The following is a 19,244-nucleotide window of genomic DNA, read 5'->3' as shown; positions in this document are numbered from 1 at the left end:
GTCGGGGTGACCGGCTCGCGCCGGGGTGGGCAGGACGTCGCCGAGCTCGTCGACCGGGCGCGCCGCGGTGAGCCCCGCGCCGTCGCCCGGCTGATCTCGCTCGTCGAGAACGACTCCCCGACGCTGCGCGAGGTCGCCGCGGCGCTCGCACCGCACGGCGGTCACGCGCAGGTGGTCGGGCTCACCGGCTCGCCCGGCGTGGGCAAGTCGACGTCCACGTCGGCGCTGGTGACGGCGCTGCGGGCGGCGGGCACGCGCGTCGGCGTGCTGGCCGTCGACCCGTCGTCCCCGTTCTCCGGCGGTGCCCTGCTCGGCGACCGCGTCCGCATGCAGGACCACGCGACCGACGACGGCGTGTTCATCCGCTCGATGGCCTCGCGCGGACAGCTGGGCGGGCTCTCGGCCGCCGTGCCGCAGGCGCTGCGCGTGCTCGACGCCGCGGGCTGCGACGTCGTCCTCGTCGAGACGGTGGGCGTGGGCCAGGCCGAACTGGAGATCGCGTCGCTGGCCGACACGACCCTGCTCGTCGTCGCACCGGGGTTCGGTGACGGCATCCAGGCGGCCAAGGCCGGCATCATCGAGATCGCCGACGTCTTCGTCGTCAACAAGGCCGACCGCGACGGCGCCGCCCAGCTCGCGCGCGACCTGCGCCACATGCAGTCCTTCGGCGGCCGGGACGCGCCGGCACAGGCGTGGCGTGCGCCGATCGTCAAGACGGTCGCCTCCCGCGGCGAGGGCGTCGCCGACGTCGTCGCCGCGATCGACGCGCACCGCACCTGGCTGGCCGGGACGGGCGAGTTCGAGCGCCGTCGGCGGGCGCGCGCGGCGGCCGAGATCGAGGCCATCGCCCTGGGCACGGTGCGGCGCACGCTCGCGCACGTCCACGGTTCGGCCGCGCTCGACACCGCCGCCGACCGCGTGGCGGCCGGGACGACCGACTCCTACACCGCCGCCGACGCCCTCCTCGCCGAACTCTGACCCCGCTCCCTCGGCGAGTTGGTTGATCAACAGGCCTGTTGATCAACCAACTCGCCGAGGAAGGCGTCAGGTGAGGGTGGCGAGGAAGTCGCGGGTGAGGTCGGCGGTGCGCTCGCGGTACTCGAACTGCGGCACGTGCCCGCAGTCGGGCAGGATCACCGACTCCGCGCTCGGCAGCGCCTCGGCCACGAACCGGGCGAACCCCGCGGGCACCAGGACGTCGCGGTCGCCCCAGACGAACAGGGCCGGCGGGACGAGGCCGGGCAGCCGCTCCCAGAAGCCGGTCTCGCCGAAGGGCTCGTCGAGGTAGATGTGGCGGAGCGCCGAGAAGGTGCACAGCCGGTTCGCGCGGATCGAGATGACCCGGATGAACTCGTCCATCGCGGCGTCGAGCCACGGCTCCGGGATGCGGGCGGGATCGGCGAACAGTTGACGCAGACCGCGCATCGCCACGCGTCGGGGTATGCGCACGGGCAGCCGGGCGATCTCGTCGGGCACGATGCGCACGAACGGCACAAGCTGGCGCAGCCGGCGGAACGCCACCGCCGGGCACAGCAACACCAGGCCGCGGACGAGGTCGGGCTGCAGCAGCGCGGCCTCCAGCGAGGTCCGCCCGCCCAGGCTGTTGCCGATCAGCACGGCGGGTTCGTCGCCGCACGTGGTGCGCAGGAAGTCGACCAGCCAGTCGCCCAGGTACGGCGCCCCGTGCGCCCCGCTGCGCGCCTCGGTGCCGCCGTGGCCCGGCAGGTCGGGAGCAAGGACGTGGTAGTCCTTCGACAGCGCCGGGATCAGCGGCAGCATCGACGCGTTCGTCGCGCTCAACCCGTGCACGAGCACGATCGGCGGCGCGTCGACGGGGCCGGACTCGAGGAAGAACGTCTCCATGCCCGCCGCGCGGACGGAGCGGGTGTACGTGCGGGTGTCGTCGTCGTCCTCGCCGGGGAACAGGCCGTCCAGCTCCAGGGCCAGCGCGAGGTTGCCGCGGACGGTGAGGTCGCCGTCGAGGAAGGCCTGCACGCCGCTGCGGCTGCCGCTGGCGACCTCGGTCAGCACCGACAGCGGCGCCCGCACCGTGGTCGTCGGGTGGGACGGCCGCCCGCGCCGCGCCCGCGCCCGGCCGCGCTCGACCTCGACGGTCCAGTTCGCGAGACCGCCGGCGCTGAACAGGATGGTCGCGACGGTGTCGGCCAGCAACGGGTGGTACAGCCCCAGCAGCCGTTGCTCCAGCAGCGGCAGCAGGTCGTTGTCCGTCACGCCTCGTCCCTCGTCGCGATCGCTCGTGTGCAGGCCCCCGAAGGCAATTCGAGTCTGCCATGCGCTCACGCGCGCTCGTCGTGGTGCCGCCGCCCGACCACGCCCCGCCCGCCGCCCGCTGTCGATTCCGCCCGGGCCCGATCGTCGGGACAATGACGGCCCGGGACGGACGGGCCCCGAGACAGGGAGAACGCGATGGGCAAGTACCTGGTGCTGATCTACGAGTCCGAGGACGACCGGTCGGACGATCCGGTCCGCAACGCCGAGTACGACAAGCACTGGACCTTCATCGCCGAGCACCGGGCCGAGATCGTGGCCGGCGAGGCGCTGCAGCCGACCGGCACGGCGACCTGCCTGCGCAAGCAGGACGACGGCGCGTTCGCGGTGACCGACGGCCCGTTCGTCGAGACCAAAGGAGGCGCTCGGCGGCTTCTACCTGCTGGAGGCCGCGGACCTCGACGCCGCGGTCGAGCTGGCCAAGCTCGTCCCCGCGCCCTACGGCGGCGTCGAGATCCGTCCGATCATGGAGTTCCCGGACCGCGACTGAGCCGACGAGGCAGGACGTCCACGTGACCACGACGGCCGAGGTGGCCGCGGCGGTGGCCGAGGCGCACCGTCGCGAGTGGGGCTTCGTCCTCGCCGCGACGGTGCGCGTCACGCGCGATCTCGACCTCGCCGAGGAGTGCGTGCAGGACGCCTACGCCAGGGCGCTGCGGACGTGGCGGGAGCAGGGCGTCCCGCGGCGGCCGGGCGCCTGGTTGACGACGACCGCCCGCAACCGCGCGCTCGACGTGCTGCGCCGCGACGCGTCGCTGCGCCGCCGCCTGCCGCTGCTCGTCACCGACGCCGTCGACGACACGGACGTGGCCGCGACCGTGGCGGACCCCGCCGCGGTTCCGGACGACCGGCTGCGGCTGATCATGACCTGCTGCCACCCGGCGCTGGCACCGGACGCGCGCGTCGCGTTGACGCTGCGGCTGCTGTGCGGGCTGTCGACGGCCGAGGTGGCCCGCGGCTTCCTCGTCAGCGAGGCGACGATGGCCGCGCGCATCACGCGGGCCAAGAAGAAGATCGCCGCCGCCGGCATCCCGTACCGGGTGCCGTCGGCCGCGGAGCTGCCGGCGCGGGTGGCGGCGGTGTTGGGCGTCGTGCACCTGATCTTCACCACCGGCCACACCGCTCCGGTCGGTGAGGTGCTGCGCCGCGGCGAGCTCGTCGAGCGCGCGCTCGACCTCGCCCGGCTGTTGCGCCGGCTGCTGCCCGCCGACGCCGACGTCGCCGGGTTGCTCGCGCTGATCCTGCTCACCGACGCGCGCCGGTCGACGCGATTGGACGCCGCCGGACGGTTGCGGTTGCTGGCCGACCAGCCGCGCGAGGACTGGCACCGCGACGAGATCGCCGAGGGCGTGGAGTTGGTGCGCGAGGCGCTGCGGCGCCGACCGCCGGGCCGCTTCGCGCTCGAGGCGGCGATTGCTGCGGTGCACGCGGAGGCGTCGCACTGGGAGGCGACAGACTGGGGCGAGATCATCGGGCTCTACGACGTGCTCCTCGAGCGCTACCCGTCCCCGGTCGTAGCGCTCAACCGGGCGGTGGCCGTCGGGTTCGCGGCCGGGGCGGCGGCGGGGCTCCGTGCCCTCGACGAGCTCGCCGCGGAACCGCAGCTGGCGTGCTACCCCTATCTCGCCGCCGCCCGGGCCGACTTCCTGAGCCGCCTGCAGCGGTGGACCGAGGCGCGGCTCGCCTACGACGAGGCGCTCGCGCTGACCGACAACGCGGTCGAACGCGAGTTCCTGCGGTCGCGGCGCGCGGGGCTCGACGACTGAGACCCGTCGGGTCAGCCACGCAGCCGCTCGGCCGCCGTCTCGGGCGCGATGTCGTTGATCCAGGTCGCCGCGACCGATTCGGCCCCGGCCAGGTACTTCAGCTTGTCGGCCGCCCGCCGGATCGTGAACACCTCGCCGGCGAGGTGCCAGTCGTCGCGATGCCGACGTGTCGGTGCCTGCAGCCACGCCGCGATGTAGGGCGCCGGCTCGCCGAACAGGGTGTCGAAGCGGCGCAGGACGTCCTGGTGGATCGCGGCGAGGGCCCGGCGTCCGGCGACGTCGAGGGCGGGAAGGTCCGGCACGTGCCGTCGCGGCACGGTGCGCACCTCGTAGGGCCAGCGGGCGGCGTACGGCACGTAGGCCACCCAGTGCTCGTTCTCGACGACGATTCGCTCGGTATCGCGCAATTCATCGGCGAGCTGGTCGCACTGCAGGCAACGCGCAGTCCGGGCGCGATAGCGATGTGCCGCGTCGCCGGCGCGTGCGAAGCGGGGCGGCACGTACGGGTAGCCGTAGATCTGACCGTGCGGGTGCCCCAGCGTCACCCCGATCTCGGCGCCGCGGTTCTCGAAGCACAGCACGTACTCCGCGCCCGCCGTCGCGAGTGCGGCGGTGCGGTCGGCGAGCGCGTCGACGACCGTGACGGCGTGCGGCGCGGGGAGCAGGGCGAAGGAACGCTCGTGGTCGCTGGAGAAGCACACGACCTCGCAGCGTCCGCCGGCGTCGGCCGCGAAGGCCGGGAAGCGGTTCTCGAACACGGCGACGTCGTAGTCGCCCGCCGGTATCTCGGTGAGCCTGCCCTCGCGAGACGGGCACAGCGGGCAGTCGGGCCCGGCGGGTCGATAGGTGCGTGACTGCCGGTGCCCGGCGATGACGGCGATGTCCTCGAAGAGCGGATCCCACCGCAGCTGCGACGACGACGAGCCGCGCGGCAGGTCGGTGCGCCGATCGGGCACCGACGCCGCGGTCGCGGCCCGCGCGCCGAAGTAGATGAGCTCGCGACCGTCTGCCAGCTGTGTCGCGGCCCGGGTGGCCTCGTGCTCGGACGGGGCCGTCCGCGTGCCGGTCATCTCACTTCCCGTGAGTCACGGTGATCATGTTCCACGACGCCGGGGGGAGTGTCACCGCCAGGCGCCCGGCGTCGAGCCGGGTGACCTCGCGCGTCGTCGGGACGACCCGGTCGGGTTCGTCGACGGTGTTGCGGGCCTGCGGATCGGCATCGGAGATCACGGTGTGCTCCGCCGCGGCGATCGCGCCCAGGTGGGCCAGCTCCAGCTCGACGGAGATCGGCTCGTCGGGCCGGCGGTTCACGAGGAAGACGGCGCTGCGCCCGTCACCGGTCGTCGTGGCGGCGACATCGACGACCGGCACCGTGCCGTGCTCGGCGGTCACCGTCGTCGGCGCCTCCACGGCGGCACGCAGCGCCGTGCCGCGCGCGTTCGCCGCGGTGCCGGCGAACGGGTGGAAGACGGTCTGCCGCCAGGCAGGTCTGCCCGACTCGGCGCGGATCGGCGCGATGATGTTCACGAGCTGCGCCTGGCAGGCCATGCTCACCCGGTCGCTGTGGTTGAGCAGCGAGATCAGCAGTCCGCCGACGACGACGGCGTCGGTCACCGTGAACGCGTTCTCGATCAACCGGGGGGCGACCTCCCAGTCGAGAGCGTCCTCCCCCGGGAAGTCGCCCTGGTACCAGACGTTCCACTCGTCGAAGGACAGGTTGATGCGCTTGCTGTGCTTCTGCGCCACCCGCACGTGGTCGGCCGTGGCCACCACACCGTCGATGAAGCGATCCATGCTGGCGCCGCTGGCGAGGAAGCTGCGCACGTCGTCGTCGTGCGGCTCGTAGTACGCATGCAGCGAGACGTAGTCGACGACGTCGTAGCAGTGCCGCAGCACGGTCGCCTCCCAGCTGCCGAAGGTCGGCATCTCGGCGTTGCTGCTGCCGCACGCGACGAGCTCGACGGTCGGGTCCAGCCGCTTCATCGCACGACCGGTCTCCTGGGCGAGCCGGCCGTACTCGTCGGCGGTCTTGTGCCCCATCTGCCACGGGCCGTCCATCTCGTTGCCCAGGCACCACAGCCGCACGTCGTGCGGGTCACGGTGACCGTGGGCGACACGCAGGTCGGCGAGCGCCGTGCCGGGTGCGGAGTTGGCGTACTCCAGCAGGTCGAGTGCCTCGGCCACGCCGCGCGTTCCCAGGTTGATCGCCATCATCGGCTCGACGTGCGCGCGGCGGGCCCAGTCCACGAACTCGTCGAGGCCGAACTGGTTGGTCTCGATCGAGCGCCAGGCGAGGTCGCGCCGGACGGGGCGGTGTTCGCGCGGACCGACGCCGTCCTCCCACCGGTAGTTGGAGACGAAGTTGCCGCCGGGGTAGCGGACGGCGGTGACGCCCAGCTCCTCGGTGAGAGCGAGGACGTCCTTGCGCACGCCGGTCTCGTCGGCCAGTGGATCGCCGGGCTCGTAGATGCCGCCGTAGACGCAGCGTCCCATGTGCTCGACGAACGAGCCGAAGAGCCGCCGGTCGACCTCGCCGATCGTGAACCGACTGTCGAGCACCACCCGCACGTCGCTCATCGCGCCACCGCCACGTCACCCGGGCGGCCCGCGCCGTGCGCGGTGGCGAGCGCACGGAAGCGCTCGAAGGTGGGCGTCAGCTCGCGGGCGGGCGACCCGGCCGAGCCCGGGACGAGCCGGATCGCGCCGAGTGGTTCCAGATAGTGCGCGACCGGTTCGGTACCGGTGCGATAGGACCAGTCGACGAGGTCGAACAGCGGGAACCAGGTGTAGCCGACGACGGGGAAGCCCCCCTCGCGCATCGCGAGCACGTGCGCGACGGAGTCGTCGAGCCAGCCGAGCTGATCGTCGGTGGCGCGCGCGCTCGTCTCGGTCAGCATCACCGGCGCGTCGTAGCGCTGGTGGAAGCGGCGCAGCACGGCGTCGAGACCGTCGACGCCGCTGCGCCCGCGCGGTGGCGGCGCGGCGTCGACGTCGGGCGAGCCGGTGCCGCCGACGGCACCGGTCGACAGGTGGGGGTAGTAGTTGACGCCCATGACGTCGGGCCGGGCGACGTGCTCGCGATGCCACTGCAGCCGATCGGCGGTGACGCCGTGGGCGAGCACGAAGCCGAGCAGCGGGTGCGCGTCGTCCACGAGCCCGCAGACGAGATCCTCGATGAGCAGGTCACGCTGCTCGCGACGGCGCACGCTGTCCGCGGCGGTGTCGCCGGCGCCGTCGTCGAGGTCGTAGCGCAGCCCGGCCTCGACGTGCACGAAGGTGGCGCGGTCGCCGAGCTCGGCCCGCACCGCCTGCTGGGTGAGCACGATGCCGTGCGCCACTGCGACGGCGACCTTGAGCCAGCCGTCGGCCCCGGTGAGGTACGGCGGCCACGCGCCGGTCTCGCCACACCACTCCGCGTTGATGTTCGGCTCGTTGAGCGGGGTGTAGACGTGCAGCAGGTCGGCGTAGCGACCGGCCACGGCGGCGGCGTAGTCGGCGACCCGCTGCGGATAGGCCGCATTGATCGACTGGTTGTCCAGCCACAGTGGCGTCCCGTAGTGCATGAGATCGACGATGGGGGTCAGGCCCACCTCGAGCAGGTGCTCGACGACGCGATCGAGCCAGGTCCACTCGAAACGACCCGGTGCCGGCTCGACGCGGTACCACGGCACGCCGTAGCGGATCGCCGTCGCGCCGCTCGCGGCGGCGAGGTCGATGTCCTGCCGCCACCGGTCGTAGTGCCCGGTGAGCTCGTACTCGTCCAGCGCGCGGTGACCCGGGCGGGTGTGCGGCACGAAGGTGTCCTCGATGCCGACCGCGAAGTGCAGCCGGCCGTCGGCGAACGCGGTGGGGGTGGATGACGTCATTTGAGTCCTGTCGTTGCGATGCCCTGGATGAACTTGCGTTGGACGACGACGAAGGCGAGCAGCATCGGCAGCATCGCCATGGTGGCGCCGGCCATCAGCAGCCCGTACTGGACGACGTGTTCGCCGGTGAAGAGTGCGAGGCCGGCCGGCAACGTCTGCATGTCGCTGCTCGTCGAGATGATCAGCGGCCACAGCAGGTCGTTCCAGTTGAACATGAAGTGGAACAGCCCGAGCGTGAGCAGCGCCGGCCGGGCGAGGGGCATGACGATCGTCCAGTAGATGCGGAACTCGCCGGCGCCGTCGATGCGCGCGGCCTCGCTGAGGTCGCGTGGGATGCCGAGGAAGAACTGGCGCAGGAAGAAGATGCCGAACGCGTTCGTCGCACGCGGGATGATCAGCCCGGGAAACGTGTTGACGAGGTCGAGGTTGGCCACGAGCTGGTAGACCGGGATCAGCGTGATCTGGATCGGCAGCATGAGGAAGAGCAGCACCGCCGCGAAGAGCACGCGCTTGCCGGGGAACTCCAGCCGCGCCAGGGCGTAGGCGGTCATCGAGTCGAACAGCAGCGAGAACGCGGTCACCGTGCCGGCGAAGACGAGCGTGTTGCCGAACTGCCGCGCGAACGGGATCGCGTCGAGCACGTCGCGGTAGTTCTGGAAGGTCCACTGCGTCGGGAAGAGCTGGCTGGGGTGGCTGGTGATCGTCCCCTCGGGCTTGAACGACGTCAGGATCATCCAGATCACCGGCAGCAGCACGAGGAAGGCGGCGACCGACAGCGTGGCGTAGAGCGCGGCCCGCTTGACCAGCCGACCGGGCGTGCGGGGTTCGCGTCGGCGCGAGGGCGTCGGCTGCCTCGTCGTCAGCGTCATCAGTACGTCACCTGCCGGCGCGAGAAGAAGGCGTTCTGCACGATGCTGATGACGAACACGATGAGGATCAGCACCCAGCCGACGGCCGACGCGTACCCGAACTGGAAGTCCTGGAACCCCTTGCGGTACAGCAGGTACACGAGGGTCTCGGTCTGGAAGTAAGGGCCGCCGCGGGTCATCACGTAGACCTGGTCGAAGGCCTGCAGCGACGCGATCGTGGCGATGATGAACACGAACGCCGACGTGTTGGCCAGCAGGGGCCAGGTGACATGGCGGAACTTCTGGAACGGCGATGCGCCGTCGACGCCCGCCGCGTCGTAGAGCTCGGCGGGGATCGTCGCCAGGCCGGCGAGGTACATGACCATGTAGAACCCGACGTTCTTCCAGACGCCGACGACGGCGACGTAGGCGAACGCGATCGTTGGGTCGGCCGTGCCGTGACCGAAGGAGATGCCGAGCGGTTCGAGCCAGTGCGGCAGCAGCCCGATGTCGGGGTTGAGCAGGAAGTTCCACGCGATCGCCATCACGCCGAGCGACAGCACCGCGGGCAGGAAGATCGCGGCCCGGAAGAAGGCGCGGCCGCGCAGCCTGCGGTGCAGCATCACCGCGAACATCAGCGCCAGCCCGATGGTGATCGGCGTGACGATGACGGCGTAGACGACGGTGCGCTCGAGGTCGCCACGGAACGTCGGGTCGCGGAACATGGCGCGGTAGTTGTCGAGCCCGACGAACGTGGACGGGCCGAACTGCGAGCTGTCGAAGAACGACAGCCGCGCCGACGAGATGATCGGCCACACCACGAAGGCGGCCATGATCGCGATTGAGGGTGCCACGAAGGCGTACGCGCGGAGGTAGGACCGGCGGCGCAGGGTGCCGCTGCGCCGCCGGACCGGACCGCCCGGACGCGACGGTGACACCGTCGTCGGACGCTCCAGCGCCTTGGTCATGGCGTCCTCCTCGATCCGTCGCGGGTGGGTGGGGCGGGGGAGCGGTCCCGGGTCGGCAGGCGCAGCTCAGCGGCCGGTCGCGAGCAGGTTCTTGACCTGCGTCGCCGCCGAGCCGAGTTGGCCGTCCGCGCTGCCGGGGTCGTTCATGATCTTCTGCAGCGTGGGGTCGAAGACCTCGTTCTGGATCGAGGCGAAGCTCGGCTGTCCCGGCGCGAGCCCGCGGGCGGTGGCGGACTGCTTGGCGAACGCGATCACGTCGGGATTCGACTGCAGCGCCGACGTCGGCACGGTCGTCGTGAGCGGCGGGAAGCCGGTGTGCAGGGCGAAGTAGGTCTGCGAGTCCTTGCGGATCCAGTAGCTGTAGAACGTCGCCAGCGCCTGCATCTTGGTCGAGCTGAGGCTCGCGCCGGCGGCGAGGCTGGTGGTGTTGCCGAGCGTGATCTGCTTGCCGTTCGGCCCGGTGGGGACGCCGGCCAACCCGTAGTCGATGCCGGCCTGCTTGTAGCCGGTCGTGGCCCACGGTCCGTTGACCTGCATCGCCGCCTTGCCTGCCTGGAAAAGCTTGTCGGCGTCGGCACCGGACAGGCCCAGGGGCGACACGTGATCGGTGGCGATGAGGTTCGACCAGTAGGAGACGGCCTGCTTGGAGCCGGCGTTGTCGAGGAGCACGGACTTGCCGTCGTCGGACACGATGCCGCCACCGGCCTGCCACATCAGGATGGGCATGACCTCGATCGTGTCGTGCACGCCGAAGGCGATGCCGTACTGCGTGGGCTTGCCGCCGCCACCCCCGATCGTCAGCTTCTTGGCGTCCGCCGACCACTGCGCCCAGGTGGTGGGCGGGGAGTTCGGGTCGAGCCCGGCGGCCTTGAACAGCTTCTTGTTGTAGTAGAGGACCACCGGCGTGTTCTCGATGGGGACGCCGTAGGTCTTGCCGTCGTACCTCCCGGCGGCGACCGCGGGCGCGACCAGCGTCGACTTCTGCACGCCCTTGTCGAAGAGCGGGTCGACCGGCTGCAGCACGCCCTTGCTCGCATAGACCGGGATCTGGTTGCTGTCCATGCCGACGATGTCGGGGCCCTTGTGGGCGCCATAGGCGGGCAGCAGCTTCTGGTAGAGGACGTCCCACGGCATGACCGACATCGAGATGTGGATCTTCGACTGCGACTTGTTGAACTGGTCGACGAGGTGGGTGACGGCCGGCCGGTCCGGCCCGGTCAGGCCGTTCCAGAAGCTGAGCTCGACCTTGCCGCCCGACGACCCGTCGTCGTCGCCGGAACCGCAGGCGGCGAGCACGAGGGCGGACGAGAGGGCGACTGCGGCGGCGATCAGGCCGCGACGCTGAGATGCCATGAGGACTCCCGAGGCTGACTGGCTGGGATGGCGCTCGCAGGACGAGCGAGGGTGGGACCGAGGTCGTCGGCTGCTGTACAACGTTGGAAACGGAGTCTCTGCCCACGGCCCGATCGAAGTCAAGAGCATGTCGAGCGGATGTCGCGGCAGTTGCCGTCGGGCACCGGCGCGCCTCGCAGCCCGCGCTTGACGGTGCCGGGCATCATGGCCGAGCATCACCGCTCTGCAGCAAGTTTGGCGCTGTCGTGCGGCTTCGGACGGGAGAGGAGGTCGGGTGGCCGTCAGTCTGAAGGACGTGGCCGCGCTCGCCGGTGTCTCGGCGAAGACGGTTTCCAACGTTGTCAACCACCGACCGCACGTCACCGCGCGGACCCGAGCTGCGGTCGAGGAGGCGATGGCCGAGCTGGGCTACCGGCCGAATCTGCAGGCCCGAGGGCTGCGCTCGGGCCGGACGGGCCTGCTGATGCTCGCGATCCCGGACCTCACGGCTCCCTACTTCGCCGAGCTCGCACACCTCATCATCAGCACCGCGGCCGAGCACGGCTTCACCGTGCTCATCGAGGAGACGGGCGGGGAGCACGAGCGCGAGGTGCGTGCCCTGCGGGGCGCGGCGACCCTCCTCGTCGACGGCACGATCATCAGCCCGCTCGCGTTGACCGCGGCCGATCTCGAGGGCAAGCAGGGGGCGGCGCCGATCGTCCTGCTCGGCGAGCGGCTCACCGGGGTGATGGCCGATCACGTCGCCATCGACAACGTGCAGGCGGCACGTGACGCGACGCACCACCTGCTGCGACGCGGGCGACGCCGGCTCGCGGTGATCGGCCACCAGGACGATCCCCACGCCGCCACCGCCCAGCTGCGCATGCGCGGTGTGACGGAGGCACTGGCGACGTCGTCGGACGCGACGCTCTTGCCGCCGGTGGCGGTGAGCGGTTACACGTGGGCCGAGGGAGCCGCCGCCGTCGACGTGTACCTCGGCCGTGACCCGCTGCCCGACGCGCTGGTGTGCTTCAACGACGAGCTCGCGATCGCCGCGATGCGCCGGGCCTACGAGCTCGGCTGCCGGGTGCCCGACGACCTCGCGGTGGTCGGTATCGACGGCGTGCGCGAGTCGGAGTTCGTGACGCCCACGCTGACGACCATCACGCCGGACAAGGCCGAGCTGGCCCGTAGCGCGCTCGCGTCGCTGGCCCGGCGGATCGGCCGGGCCGACCCGCCGCCGGTGCGCGACGTCGTGGTGCCGCACCGTCTCGTGGTGCGCGAGAGCACCGCCGCGCCGCCCTCGCGCGACCCGGGCGCGACGATCAGCGGAAGGCGTCGAGGCCGGTGAGCCTCGAGCCGAGGACGAGCGTGTGCACCTCGTGCGTGCCCTCGTAGGTGTAGACGGTCTCGAGGTTCACCGCGTGCCGCAGCACGGGGTACTCGGTGGTGATGCCGCTGCCGCCGAGGATCGAGCGCGCCTCGCGGCACACCTCGAGGGCGCCGCGGACGTTCGCGAACTTGCCGAAGCTGATGTGGTGCGGCTCGATGCGGCCGGCATCCTTCAGCTCGCCGAGCCGGCGTGCCGTCAGCTGCATCTGCTGCACCGACACGGCGAGGTCGGCGAACTTCTTCTGGGTCAGCTGGAAGCCGGCGATGGGCTTGCCGAACTGGGTGCGCTCCCCGGCGTAGTCGAGCGCCGCGGCGAGGGCGTCACGCGCCGCGCCCGCGACGCCCCAGACGATGCCGTAACGCGCCTCGGTGAGCGCGCCGAGCGGCGCGCGCAGTCCCTCGGCCTTCGGCAGCCGGTTCGCCTCGGGCACCCGGACGTCGTCGAAGGCGAGCTCGCTCGTCACCGACGCGCGCAGCGAGATCTTGTGGTGGACGTCCTGCGTCGTGAAGCCGGGCATGCCCTGCTCGACGAGGAAGCCGCGCACCCCCTCGTCGGTACGGGCCCACACGACGGCGACGTCGCTGATGGAACCGTTGGTGATCCACATCTTCGCGCCGTTGAGGATCCAGTCGTCGCCGTCGCGCCGCGCGTTCGTCCGCATCGACCCGGGGTCGGAGCCGGAGTCGGGCTCGGTGAGGCCGAAGCAGCCGATCAGCTCGCCCTGGGCCATGCCGGGCAGCCACCGCTGCTTCTGCTCCTCGCTGCCGTAGGCGTGGATCGAGAACATCGCGAGCGAGCCCTGCACCGACACGAGCGACCGCAGGCCGGAGTCGACCGCCTCGACCTCGGTGCAGGCGATGCCGTACTGCGAGGCCTTGGCGCCGGGGCAGCCGTAACCCTCGAGGTGCATGCCGAGGACGCCGAGCGCCCCGAACTCCCGCGCGAGCTCGCGGGCGGGCAGCGTGCCGTCCTCGAACCACTCCCGGATGTGCGGACGCAGCCGGTCGTCGGCGAACTTGCGCACGGTGTCGCGCAGCAGCCGGTCGTCGGCGTCCAGCTCGTCGTCGAGATCGAGCAGGTCGAGGCGGTCGAGAGCGGTCATGTGCAGCGACGCTACTCGGTGAAACGGCCGCCCATCGCGCGCACGATCCCGCGCGGGGCCGTGGTCGTGAGCCGGTGCGCCGACGGACGCGAGCCGAACTCGACGGTGATCGCGACGCCGTAACGGTGGTGGGTGTACCAACGCGTCATCGACCCGTGGCACTCGCTCCAGCAGGCGAACCGCTTGACCGGCAGGTGGAGGTTGCGGGCGAGCCGGTTGCGGAACCGCTTGTCCAGCGCGCCGCCGTCGCCGGAGTCGACACCGTTCAGCGGCTGGTGCACGGACACGACGTAATGCGGCCGGAGCTTGCGCAGGAAGCGGTACACCGCGCGCGACTCCGGTTCGGACAGCGGCTTGCGACCGGAGTAGTACTGCCCGCTCAGTCTCGCCCACCGGTAGGGGAAGTTGCGGTTGAGGTCGACGCCGTGCGCGTTCTTGCGGGTGCCGCGCTTGTCGCCGTCGGGGTTGATCGACGGGATGACCCAGAGGTTGAGCCCGGCGACACGGCGACCGTGCAGCAGGGCTCGCGCGACCCGCACACCGGCGTGCTCGTCGCCGTGCATCTGCCCGATCACCAGCGTGGTCCGGCGGATCTTCGGGTTCCCGAGGTGGTAGGCGACGATCGGGCGGTGGCGGACGCTGTAGCCGATGACGCGCTTGCCGATGACCGGGGACGTCGTGGCCGCGGCCGCCGGCGTCGGCTCGACGGCCGTCGACACGATCGTCGGGGTGGCAAGTCCCGCGGCGAGGGCGGCGGCGACGGCGACGGCCGACGGACGGTGACGACGCAAGGGGCACCTACCGGATCGCGAGCGGGGGAGCAGCTGCGATCATGCCCTACTCTCTAGCGGGTGGCGACGCCCCTCGAGTTCGACCCGATCGAGCGCGCCGGCGAGCTCTGGCAGAAGCGGTGGCCGGGAGAGGACGACGGCGTCTACGCCGCGATGCGTGCGGTCACGTCGATCATGCGGGCGCACCAGATCCTCATCGCCGAGCTCGACGCCGTGCTGCGGCCCCACGGCATCACCTTCAGCCGCTACGAGGCGCTCGTGCTGCTCGTCCACTCCGGCCACGGCGCACTGCCGCTGTCCAAGATCGGTGAGCGGCTGCAGGTGCACGCGACGTCGGTGACCAACGTGGTCGACCGGCTCGAGGGCGCCGGGCTCGTCCGGCGCGAACCCAACCCGCGCGACGGTCGCGGCACCCTCGCGGTCATCACCGACAGCGGCCGCGAGGTCGCCGCCCGGGCCACCGAGGCCTTCAACGCGTCGCGTTTCGGCATCGCCGCCGTGCCCGACCAGGAGCTCGAGCAGCTCTTCACGATCCTGCGCAGGCTGCGCGTCGACGCCGGGGACTTCGGGGTCGAGCCGGCCGGTCAGCGGAAGCGCGACGCAGTGAGGTAGACCGCGCGTCACGACCGGGTGCCGGGCGCCCCCCGCCGCGCGCGGGCACGCCGGTTGCGACGCGACAGCGCCTCGACGCCGTCGAGGATGCAGTCGATCCCGGCGAGGAAGGAGCCGTACTCGTCGGTCGGGTCACCCGGGGCCCACGCGATGCGGTGCAGGCGGGGATACGTGTCCGCGTCGACGACGAGGCGCAGCACCGTCTCGAACTGCGGTGGCGGCGCGCCGGCCGCCGCCGTGGCCAGCCGCGCGTCGTGCGCCATCCGGGCCTCGCTGAGCGTGTACGAGCTGAGCAGGCCGAGCGCGCGCAGCTTGTCGGCGTCGGCGAGGTCGGCACCGTCCAGCGCGGTCAGCCCGAGCTCGACGAAGGCCAGCGAGTTCGGCGCCAGCGGCGGGGTCGCCATCGGCAGCTGGGTGATCCACGGGTGCTGGTCGAGCAGGTCGCGCTGGATCTGCGCCCACTCGCGCAGTCGTGGCCGCCATCCGCGACCGGTGAGCACGAGCGACTGCGCCCCCTCGGCGCTCGCGTTCCACATCAGCTGCAGCAGCTCGTCCTTGCTCGTGACGTGCCGGTACAGCGACATCGTGGTGAAGCCGAGCCGCTTCGCGACGCCGGCCATCGAGACCGCGGCCAGCCCGTCGGCGTCGGCGAGCTCCATCGCCGCGGCGACGATGCGCTCGACCGAGAGCTCCGACTGCGGCCCGCGACGGCCCCGCTCGCGTCGGCCCCACAGCACGTCGAGCCCGGGTGGGAGCTCACCCGCGGCGGGGGTGGGCGAGTGGGCGGGCACCCGTTGACTATATCTGTGTATGACATATACCTTCTGTATATGACGTACACAGTAGATGCTGTCGGGCTGGGCAGGAGGTTCGGCGACACCGTCGCACTCGCCGGCGTCGATCTCACGATCGAGCCCGGCACGGTGCTCGGTCTGCTCGGACCCAACGGCGCCGGCAAGACGACGTTGGTGCGCATCCTCGCCACGCTCGTCCGACCCGACACCGGCAGCGCCACCGTGGCCGGGCACGACCTCGTCGCCGATCCGGTCGGGGTCCGGCGCGCCATCAGCCTCACCGGCCAGTTCGCCGCCGTCGACGACGTGCTCACCGGACGCGAGAACCTCACGATGGTGGCCCGGCTGTTGCGGGTGCCCCGCCGCTCGGTCAGGGGGACGGTCGCGGCGTTGCTGCACCGCTTCGACCTCGCCGACGCCGCCGATCGTCGCGCGGCGACCTATTCCGGCGGGATGCGCCGCCGGCTCGACCTCGCGATGGGCATGATCGGTCGGCCGGCGCTGCTGTTCCTGGACGAGCCGACCACCGGCCTCGACCCGCGCAGCCGGGAGCAGCTGTGGAGCACGGTTCGCGGGCTCGCCGCGGAGGGGGTGGCCGTGCTGCTGACGACGCAGTACCTGGCGGAGGCCGACCAGCTCGCCGACACGATCGCCGTGCTCGACCGCGGCCGCGTCGTGGCGCGGGGTACCGCCGCCGAGCTCAAGGGCCGTCTCGGCGGCGAGAACGTCCGCCTGCACTTCGCCGACGGCGAGACCGCGCGCCGGGCGGCCGAACAGGTCGGCGACCCGCGCCGCACGCACCTGGACGAGCGGCTCGGCACGCTCGAGCTCCCGACCGACGGCTCGGCCGCCGTGGTGCGGGCGCTGCTCAACCGGCTGGCCGCCGGCGCCGTGGAGCCGGAGCGCGTCACGATCCACCGGCCGAGCCTCGACGACGTCTTCCTGACCCTGACCGACAGTCCTACCGACAGTCCTACCGACAGCCCTAGCGACAAGGAGCCGGTGTCGTGAGCATCGCCGCCACCGCGGCGGACAGCCGCGTCATGATCACCCGGTGCCTGCGCCGCTCGCGGCGCGACCCCGAGGCCTTCTTCACCGCGCTGCTGCTGCCCGTCGTGCTGATGCTGCTGTTCGTCTACGTCTTCGGCGGTGACCTGCGGACCGACGGCCGCTACGTCGACTACGTGGTGCCCGGCCTCATCGTCCTGTGCGCCGGCTTCGGTGCGGGCACCACGGCGGTCGCGGTGGCCGCCGACATGACCAACGGCATCGTCGACCGGTTCCGCAGCATGCCGATCAGCGCGTCGGCCGTCCTCGTCGGTCAGATCGTGGCGAGCCTGGTCCGCAATCTCGCCGCGACCGTGCTCGTGATCGGTGTCGCCCTGGCGATCGGCTGGCGGCCGAGCGGCTCGGTGCTCGACTGGGTGGCGGCGGCGGGCATGGTGGTGCTGTTCGTGCTCGCGCTGTCCTACCTCGCGGCGACGATCGGACTGCTCACCCGCAGCGTGGAGGCGGCGAACTCGGTGACGATCGTGCTGATGTTCGCGCCGTACGTGAGCACCGCGTTCGTCCCGGCCCACACGATGCCCGCGGTGCTGCGGGCCGTTGCCGAGAACCAGCCGTTCACGCCGGTCGTCGAGACCATGCGCGGCCTCTGGGCGGGGCACACGTCATTGGGCGGCGGGCTCGCGCACCAGGCCGTCCTCGCGGTGGTGTACTGCGTGGTCGTGCTCGTCCTGGCCGCCGTGGCGACGACCCGGTTGTTCGCCCGCCGGGCGGCCCGCTGACGTCTCGGCTCCCGTCGCGTCGCGGCGTCTGGGAAACTGGACGCCATGCGTCCAGGTGCACCCCGTAGCGGTGGTCCCGCCCAGCCCAGTCCCGCGACCGCGGCCGCCATGGCCGGCGCCGTCGATCTCGCCGCGTTGAAGGCGCGCAACGAGGCGGCGGCCCGCGCGGCCGAGGCCCCCGCCCCGACGGCCGGCCAGTACGTCGTCGACGTCACCGAGGCCGGTTTCCAGACCGACGTGCTCGACCGGTCGTTCCAGGTCCCGGTGCTGCTCGTCCTCGTGTCGTCGCGCGCGCCGTCGGGCGACCAGCTCGCGGCGACGCTCGAGACGGTGGTGACCCAGCAGGCCGGGGCGCTCGTCCTGGGCAAGGTCGACGTCGACGCCAACATGCGCATCGCGCAGGCGTTGCAGGCCCAGGCGGTGCCGGCGGTGTTCGCGGTGATCGGTGGCCAGGTCGTGCCCGGCTTCCAGGGCGCGCTGCCCGAGGCGCAGGTCACCGAGTTCGTGGCCGCGGTGCTGCAGGCCGGCCGGGAGGCCGGGTTGTCCGGCAGCGCGGCCGCGCCCGCCGCCGACGGCGAGACCGACCCGGCGCAGGCCGCCCCCGAGGTGCCTGAGGATCCCCGCCTGACCGCCGCCGAGGACGCGCTCGAGGCCGGCGACTACGACCTCGCCGCCGAGCGCTACCAGGCGATCCTGGCCCAGGAGCCCGCGAACGCCGAGGCGCAGCTGGCGCTCGGCCAGGTGCGACTGCTGCAGCGGCTCGACAGCATCGACGCCGAGGCGGCGGCCCGCGCCGACGGTGCGCCCGACGACGTCCCCGCCCAGCTCGCCGCCGCCGACCTCGCCGTGGCCGGCAACGACGTGCAGGGCGCGCTCGACCGGCTGTTGCGCACGATCGGTCTGGTCAGCGGCGACGACCGCGACGTGGTCCGCACCCGGCTGCTCGAGTTCTTCGACCTGCTCGGTCCGGACGACCCGCGCGTGCCCGCCGCGCGACGGCAGCTCACCCGCGCGCTGTTCTGAGACGTCGCACGCCCCCCGGGCGCGGTGGGCGGTAGGGCGCGAGGGGTGGACGGTACGCCGGCCGCCATCGGGGGGAAGACGACCGGCGTACCACTACGACGGCATCCGGTGCCGGGCGGGGGACCCGGACGTCGATGCCGACGGCGGTGACGGACGATGACCGCGACGCGCCCGTCCAGCAGTTCATGTGTGGTCGCTGTCGCCCAAGTCCCCACCGTGGCGACGCGCACTTCACGCATGTCGAACCCTGCCGGACGGGCGGGTCAGCCTGGTGCGGTCCCACCCGAACGTCGATCCATGTGGATCTTCGCTGCTCGAAGCGTATGGCCGGCGGCTCGAAATTGCCAGCAGCCACGGGTTGCGAACACAACTTTTTCGTCACCGAGAGTGCTCGACGGCCGCGTTATGCCGGGTTTGTCGGCTACGGATGGTGATCGGTATGGTCGCGAGCGTAGCCGCGGACCGGCTCGGGTGGGCGGCCTCGGCGGCGCCTGCGCCCGCTCGGTGGGGCGTGGTCCGGTCCTGACGTGATGTCATCCCCCGCGGTGCGACATCACGAGCGGACCGCGCCCCACCGAGCCGGCACCCCCGAACACGAAGCGGCGAGCCCCCACTCGCCGACTTCCGCGACCCCGGGCTGGGTACGACCCCCATCGTCACAGCCCGTTCATGT

Annotated in this window: 17 protein-coding genes and 1 pseudogene; 8 read left to right on the top strand and 10 right to left on the bottom strand. The window is 72.1% G+C overall.

Features of this window, described 5'->3' with window-relative positions; translation table 11 throughout:
• Positions 1 to 6: 6 nt before the first annotated feature.
• Positions 7 to 978 (top strand): methylmalonyl Co-A mutase-associated GTPase MeaB, encoded by a 972-nt coding sequence (gene meaB, locus BUE29_RS02845; protein ID WP_073385636.1) that lies wholly within the window; start codon positions 7 to 9, stop codon positions 976 to 978.
• Between the two features lie 66 nt (positions 979 to 1,044).
• Here meaB and BUE29_RS02840 read toward each other — a convergent pair whose 3' ends face one another.
• Positions 1,045 to 2,232 carry an alpha/beta fold hydrolase gene (locus BUE29_RS02840; RefSeq protein ID WP_073385634.1) on the bottom strand — a complete coding sequence of 396 codons (1,188 nt, stop codon included), beginning with the start codon at positions 2,230 to 2,232 and terminating at the stop codon, positions 1,045 to 1,047.
• 195 nt (positions 2,233 to 2,427) lie between these two features.
• On the opposite strand from BUE29_RS02840, the pseudogene BUE29_RS02835 reads away from it, so the two are divergent.
• Both BUE29_RS02835 and BUE29_RS02830 read left to right on the top strand, forming a co-directional pair.
• A pseudogene (locus BUE29_RS02835) lies at positions 2,428 to 2,779 on the top strand (YciI family protein).
• Between the two features lie 22 nt (positions 2,780 to 2,801).
• Positions 2,802 to 4,055, top strand: coding sequence for an RNA polymerase sigma factor (locus BUE29_RS02830; RefSeq protein WP_073385631.1), 1,254 nt, complete (start codon positions 2,802 to 2,804; stop codon positions 4,053 to 4,055).
• Between the two features lie 11 nt (positions 4,056 to 4,066).
• Here the strand turns inward: BUE29_RS02830 and galT are convergent, their stop codons facing one another.
• The 6 genes from galT to BUE29_RS02800 all read right to left on the bottom strand — a co-directional run bounded on the left by galT (position 4,067) and on the right by BUE29_RS02800 (position 11,090).
• Complete coding sequence (gene galT / locus BUE29_RS02825; protein WP_073385628.1) at positions 4,067 to 5,125, bottom strand: galactose-1-phosphate uridylyltransferase; 1,059 nt, start codon at positions 5,123 to 5,125, stop codon at positions 4,067 to 4,069.
• Position 5,126: 1 nt separating this feature from the next.
• Entirely contained in the window at positions 5,127 to 6,632 is a 1,506-nt protein-coding gene (arfA, locus tag BUE29_RS02820; RefSeq protein ID WP_073385626.1) for an arabinosylfuranosidase ArfA, read from the bottom strand.
• Positions 6,629 to 7,921 carry a family 1 glycosylhydrolase gene (locus tag BUE29_RS02815; protein WP_073385623.1) on the bottom strand — a complete coding sequence of 431 codons (1,293 nt, stop codon included), beginning with the start codon at positions 7,919 to 7,921 and terminating at the stop codon, positions 6,629 to 6,631. Before BUE29_RS02815 ends, arfA begins: the two co-directional genes overlap by 4 nt.
• The gene (locus BUE29_RS02810; protein ID WP_073385621.1) at positions 7,918 to 8,790 is read right to left on the bottom strand and encodes a carbohydrate ABC transporter permease; all 873 of its coding nucleotides are present in this window, start codon (positions 8,788 to 8,790) and stop codon (positions 7,918 to 7,920) included. Before BUE29_RS02810 ends, BUE29_RS02815 begins: the two co-directional genes overlap by 4 nt.
• Entirely contained in the window at positions 8,790 to 9,737 is a 948-nt protein-coding gene (locus BUE29_RS02805; protein WP_073385618.1) for a carbohydrate ABC transporter permease, read from the bottom strand. Before BUE29_RS02805 ends, BUE29_RS02810 begins: the two co-directional genes overlap by 1 nt.
• A 66-nt stretch (positions 9,738 to 9,803) precedes the next feature.
• Entirely contained in the window at positions 9,804 to 11,090 is a 1,287-nt protein-coding gene (locus BUE29_RS02800) for an ABC transporter substrate-binding protein (RefSeq protein ID WP_073385615.1), read from the bottom strand.
• Between the two features lie 274 nt (positions 11,091 to 11,364).
• On the opposite strand from BUE29_RS02800, the gene BUE29_RS02795 reads away from it, so the two are divergent.
• On the top strand, positions 11,365 to 12,420 hold the full coding sequence (locus tag BUE29_RS02795) for a LacI family DNA-binding transcriptional regulator (protein WP_073385612.1): 1,056 nt from the start codon (positions 11,365 to 11,367) through the stop codon (positions 12,418 to 12,420).
• Here BUE29_RS02795 and BUE29_RS02790 read toward each other — a convergent pair.
• Both BUE29_RS02790 and BUE29_RS02785 read right to left on the bottom strand, forming a co-directional pair.
• The gene (locus BUE29_RS02790; RefSeq protein WP_073385609.1) at positions 12,395 to 13,564 is read right to left on the bottom strand and encodes an acyl-CoA dehydrogenase family protein; all 1,170 of its coding nucleotides are present in this window, start codon (positions 13,562 to 13,564) and stop codon (positions 12,395 to 12,397) included. The genes BUE29_RS02795 and BUE29_RS02790 overlap by 26 nt on opposite strands.
• An 11-nt stretch (positions 13,565 to 13,575) precedes the next feature.
• Positions 13,576 to 14,355: a M14 family zinc carboxypeptidase gene (locus BUE29_RS02785; protein ID WP_073385606.1), complete on the bottom strand. Its 780-nt coding sequence runs from the start codon at positions 14,353 to 14,355 to the stop codon at positions 13,576 to 13,578.
• Between the two features lie 60 nt (positions 14,356 to 14,415).
• On the opposite strand from BUE29_RS02785, the gene BUE29_RS02780 reads away from it, so the two are divergent.
• Complete coding sequence (locus BUE29_RS02780) at positions 14,416 to 14,967, top strand: MarR family winged helix-turn-helix transcriptional regulator (protein ID WP_073385603.1); 552 nt, start codon at positions 14,416 to 14,418, stop codon at positions 14,965 to 14,967.
• Positions 14,968 to 14,975: 8 nt separating this feature from the next.
• Here the strand turns inward: BUE29_RS02780 and BUE29_RS02775 are convergent, their stop codons facing one another.
• Complete coding sequence (locus tag BUE29_RS02775) at positions 14,976 to 15,758, bottom strand: TetR/AcrR family transcriptional regulator (protein WP_073385600.1); 783 nt, start codon at positions 15,756 to 15,758, stop codon at positions 14,976 to 14,978.
• 39 nt (positions 15,759 to 15,797) lie between these two features.
• On the opposite strand from BUE29_RS02775, the gene BUE29_RS02770 reads away from it, so the two are divergent.
• From BUE29_RS02770 to BUE29_RS02760, 3 genes are all read left to right on the top strand, one after another.
• Positions 15,798 to 16,772, top strand: a complete 975-nt coding sequence (locus tag BUE29_RS02770; protein ID WP_073385597.1) for an ATP-binding cassette domain-containing protein — start codon at positions 15,798 to 15,800, stop codon at positions 16,770 to 16,772.
• Positions 16,769 to 17,548, top strand: coding sequence for an ABC transporter permease (locus BUE29_RS02765; protein WP_234971319.1), 780 nt, complete (start codon positions 16,769 to 16,771; stop codon positions 17,546 to 17,548). Before BUE29_RS02770 ends, BUE29_RS02765 begins: the two co-directional genes overlap by 4 nt.
• Before the next feature lie 108 nt (positions 17,549 to 17,656).
• Positions 17,657 to 18,571, top strand: coding sequence for a tetratricopeptide repeat protein (locus tag BUE29_RS02760; RefSeq protein WP_073385593.1), 915 nt, complete (start codon positions 17,657 to 17,659; stop codon positions 18,569 to 18,571).
• Positions 18,572 to 19,244 lie beyond the last annotated feature (673 nt).

It is taken from the genome of Jatrophihabitans endophyticus (genome assembly GCF_900129455.1).
Taxonomy (GTDB): Bacteria; Actinomycetota; Actinomycetes; order Mycobacteriales; family Jatrophihabitantaceae; genus Jatrophihabitans; species Jatrophihabitans endophyticus.
Note: the sequence above shows the minus strand (reverse complement) of the source record. Positions and strands in the feature narration are given on the sequence as shown.